Genomic DNA, 3,540 nt, shown 5'->3' on the forward strand with positions numbered 1-3,540 from the left:
AGAGAACGCATTTCCATGCTCTCTTCCTACGATGAATACTTCAAAGCGATCCGTGAAGCGCTCATCTTCTGGGTTCTTCTTCGCCAACGGAGAAATCTCAACCGGGTGACCGAAGATGAACGTCGGCTGAATAAGCTTGTCCTCTACACGCTGTTCAAAGAATTCATTTACAATATGACCGAACGTCATTGTATCTTTAATATCAATATCATTTTCCTTCGCTAGAGCTTTTGCCTCTTCGTCACTCATATGCTTCCAGAAGTCCACACCTGTATATTCTTTTACTGCATCTACCATGTGCAGACGTTTCCACTTCGGTTCAAGATTGATTTCATAGTCACCATAAGGAATAACGGTTTTACCAAGTACATCTTTTGCAACATGTGCAATGAGGTTTTCTGTTAATTCCATGATTGTATCCATATCACCATATGCTTCATACAGCTCAAGCATTGTGAACTCAGGGTTATGGCGTGTAGAAACACCCTCGTTACGGAATACACGTCCAATTTCGTAGACCTTCTCCAACCCACCAACGATAAGACGTTTCAAATGCAGTTCAATAGCTATACGCATATAAAGCGGTATATCCAATGCATTATGATGCGTAATGAATGGACGAGCTGCCGCTCCACCCGGAATGCTGTGCATTAGTGGTGTTTCTACTTCTAAGTATCCGATATCATCCAAGTAACGGCGGATACTTTGGATGATTTTACTGCGAGTGATGAATGTCTGCTTCGATTCAGGATTTACGATCAAATCAAGATAGCGTTGACGATAGCGCTGCTCGATGTCAGTCAAACCATGGAATTTATCAGGAAGCGGACGAAGCGCTTTGGAAAGTATATCAAAGGAAGTTGCCTTAACAGAAAGCTCCCCAACGTTTGTTTTGAACATAACACCAGTAACACCGACGATGTCACCTAAGTCGGCACTGCTGAATAACTCATACGCTTCATCACCAACTTGGTCTTTACGTACATAAAGTTGAATCTGGCCGCTCAAGTCCTGCAAGTGAGCAAAACCTGCTTTACCTTTTCCGCGTTTAGTCATTAGACGGCCAGCAATTGTTACTTCCTCTTTCTTCTCTTCCAACTCTTCTTTACTGAAAGTATCAAAAGCTGCCACTAATTCTTCTGTTTGATGTGTACGCTCGAATCTAGCACCGAACGGATTATAGCCTTGGTTCATAAGCTCTTCCATCTTATCGCGGCGCACCTGCATCTGATCGTTTAATTCTTCACTCATCCTGTTCACTCCCATTTCTTCTATATTCATTCTCTATAATGCTAAAAAAACTGCCAGCTTGACTGGCAGTATCGTTCGTCCTCGTATAATGCAAGGTTTTCCGCATTGCTACCTCGTATAAGTATAGAAAAGCAGCCATGCTGTGTCAATAAAGCACGTCCGATTAAGACATTGCCATAGAAGCTTCTGCTTGGTCTGCAAAATCGTAAAGCAGATTAGCCATGTCTTCTTTTGTGGTTGTTTCATTAATCAATTTGCGCACTTTCCCAGTACCGTCTAACCCTTTCAAATACCAGGCAGCATGCTTTCGCATTTCCATAATCGCTACTCTTTCGCCTTTCAGACGAACTAAACGTTCCATGTGCAGCACGCAAACGTCAATCTTCTCACGTGGTTTTGGTTCGTCTAAAATCTCGCCTGTTTCCAGGTATTGAACAGTTCTATATATCATCCACGGATCTCCAAGAGCAGCTCGTCCGATCATAACTGCGTCAACACCAGTCTCCTCCAACCGCTGCTTTGCGATTTGCGGCGTTGTAATATCGCCATTCCCGATGACAGGAATAGAAACGGATTCTTTCACTTGGCGGATGATATCCCAGTTAGCAAGTCCTTCATAGTGCTGCTCACGCGTACGGCCATGTAATGCGACTGCCGCCGCTCCTGCTTCTTGCAGCGCTTGTGCATTCTCCACAGCATAAATCGTACTGTCGTCCCAGCCTGTACGCATTTTAACAGTTACCGGCTTACCTACTTCTTTTACAACCGCAGATACCATTTCATAAATTTTCTCCGGTTGAAGCAGCCATCGGGAACCTGCCATGTTCTTTGTGATCTTTGGCGCAGGACAGCCCATATTGATATCAATGATGTCAGCTGTCGTATTCTGATCGACGAATTTAGCAGCTTCCACCAGCGTCTCCGGATTAGATCCAAAGATTTGTAAGCTCATTGGCTTTTCCTGTTCATCTATATAAAGCATGTTCATCGTTTTCGCGTTCCGAGTCACGATGCCGTTGTCACTAATCATTTCTGCACATACGATACCAGCTCCGAATTCCTTTACAGTCAATCGGAAAGCTGAGTTACTGATACCAGCCATCGGCGCCAATACCACTCGGTTCTTTATGGTGATATCACCGATATTGAACAACGTCTCTACCTCCCATTTGGTCTTTTTATATATTTAATGAACCCCAGCTTCTAACGCCTTGCACATCCTGAGCTGCTAATGTATCTAGCCATTCCTGCACTCTTTTACCTTTAAGGAGCAACTCAGGAGCTATCTCAGCTAAAGGGACTAATACAAAAGCTCGTTCATGCATGCGCGGATGGGGAAGGGTAAGTTCCTCAACATTCATATTTTCTGTACTATACAGCAAAATGTCAAGGTCCACCGTCCGCGGTCCCCAGCGAATAATCCGCTTACGACCTAAATCCTGTTCGATTTTTTGACAGACATGCAGCAGCTCCATTGGCTTCAAGCTTGTTTCCACCTCTGCCACCAAGTTCAGAAATTGATCTTGTTCCTCATACCCTACCGGATCGGTTTCATATACAGTCGATACCTGATTCAACTTTATTTCCGCGTGCTCGTTCAGCGTTTGGATAGCCTGCTGTAAGTATGTCTCTCTTGGGGCTATATTTGATCCCAGTGCAATCCACGCCTGTTTCATAGACGCTCCCGCCGTATTTCCACCGCTACCGATTCATAATGTCCTGCTATTGGAGGATCGGGTTTGATAACCTTCACTGTGCACGCCTCCAACAGAGAGAATGCCGCAAACAATTGCTTGGCAATCTCTTCTGCCACTGCTTCTATTAAATTTTTCGCTCGTCCTTCAACAACATCTTTGATGACCTCAAATGCTTGTCCATAATGAATCGACTGCGTCATATCGTCCGATTCACCAGCTTTATGGAGGTCAAGCTCCAGTACAGCATCTACTATAAAACGCTGCCCTAGCTTATTCTCTTCCGGAAATAAACCGTGATAGCCGTAGAATTGTAATTGGTTCATATATATTTTATCCATCATTTACTCCTTCCTTACTAACGCGTCCATCATTTTCACAATTCGAGCTGTCTGTTTTACTTCATGTACCCGAACCATATGTATGCCCTTTGTAATACCAAAAGCTGTCGTAGCTGCTGTGCCTTCATCTCGTTGATCAGCAGGCAGATCAAGTACAGTACCGATGAATCGTTTGCGTGATGTACCGAGGAGGACAGGGTAACCCATTGCCGTGATTTTATCTAACTCACGCATAGCAGCCATATTTTCATCAA

General features: G+C 44.1%; 5 protein-coding genes. All 5 read right to left on the reverse strand.

Annotated features, from left to right (window positions below; translation table 11 throughout):
• A partial coding sequence (gene lysS / locus AE2B122_RS18305; protein ID WP_371809694.1) for a lysine--tRNA ligase occupies positions 1 to 1,266 on the reverse strand: 1,266 nt, incomplete at its 3' end.
• Between the two features lie 148 nt (positions 1,267 to 1,414).
• Entirely contained in the window at positions 1,415 to 2,404 is a 990-nt protein-coding gene (dusB, locus tag AE2B122_RS18310) for a tRNA dihydrouridine synthase DusB (RefSeq protein ID WP_095220786.1), read from the reverse strand.
• A gap of 25 nt (positions 2,405 to 2,429) precedes the next feature.
• Positions 2,430 to 2,927 (reverse strand): 2-amino-4-hydroxy-6-hydroxymethyldihydropteridine diphosphokinase, encoded by a 498-nt coding sequence (folK, locus tag AE2B122_RS18315; RefSeq protein ID WP_175074969.1) that lies wholly within the window; start codon positions 2,925 to 2,927, stop codon positions 2,430 to 2,432.
• A complete protein-coding gene (gene folB, locus AE2B122_RS18320) occupies positions 2,924 to 3,286 on the reverse strand; it encodes a dihydroneopterin aldolase (RefSeq protein ID WP_175074970.1) in 363 nt (120 codons plus the stop codon). The genes folK and folB overlap by 4 nt, the downstream gene beginning before the upstream one ends.
• A gap of 3 nt (positions 3,287 to 3,289) precedes the next feature.
• A partial coding sequence (locus AE2B122_RS19320) for a dihydropteroate synthase (protein WP_254593552.1) occupies positions 3,290 to 3,540 on the reverse strand: 251 nt, incomplete at its 5' end.

It is taken from the genome of Terribacillus sp. AE2B 122 (assembly GCF_902497585.1).
GTDB lineage: Bacteria > Bacillota > Bacilli > Bacillales > Amphibacillaceae > Terribacillus > Terribacillus saccharophilus_A.